General features: G+C 61.9%; 1 protein-coding gene. It reads right to left on the bottom strand.

Annotated features, from left to right (window positions below; translation table 11 throughout):
• Nucleotides 1-480: hypothetical protein (locus A7V84_RS21485; protein WP_412778652.1), on the bottom strand; the 480-nt coding region annotated here is incomplete at both ends.

Below are 480 nucleotides of genomic sequence, written 5' to 3'. Positions count from 1 at the left end.
CACGGGTCAGGTCAACGGTGTTGCTGCCGTCACCAGCGTCAATCATCAATTGACCCAGCAACTGGCTGCCTACCAGCGTAATCACATCCACGCCGGCACCCGTGGTAATGGATGCATCGCCACCCACCGTCACCGTATCCAGGCTAACGGTATTGGCGCCGTCACCAGCGTCAATGTCCAGCGAGCCGCCGATGTCGGTCTGCAGCAGGGTGATGCTGTCGTTGCCCGCGCCAGAGCTGATGCGGGTCGCAGCGCCCACCGTTACTACGCTCAGGTCAACGACGTTGTCGCCCTCGCCGGCCAGGATATCTAGCGAGCCGCCGATATCCGTCTCCAGCAGAGTGACGCTATCGTCATCCTTACCAGTCGTGATGCGCGTGGCCTTGGCCACCGAGACACCGCTCAGGTCAACGGTATTGCTGCCGTCGCCCGCAGCGATCACCAGTTGGCCCAGCAACTGGCTGTCTACCAGCGTAATCG

The sequence above is a fragment of the Bordetella trematum genome (genome assembly GCF_900078335.1).
GTDB classification, from domain to species: domain Bacteria; phylum Pseudomonadota; class Gammaproteobacteria; order Burkholderiales; family Burkholderiaceae_B; genus Bordetella; species Bordetella trematum.
The sequence above is the reverse complement of the archived record's forward strand: the minus strand, read 5'-3'. Positions and strand labels throughout refer to the sequence as shown.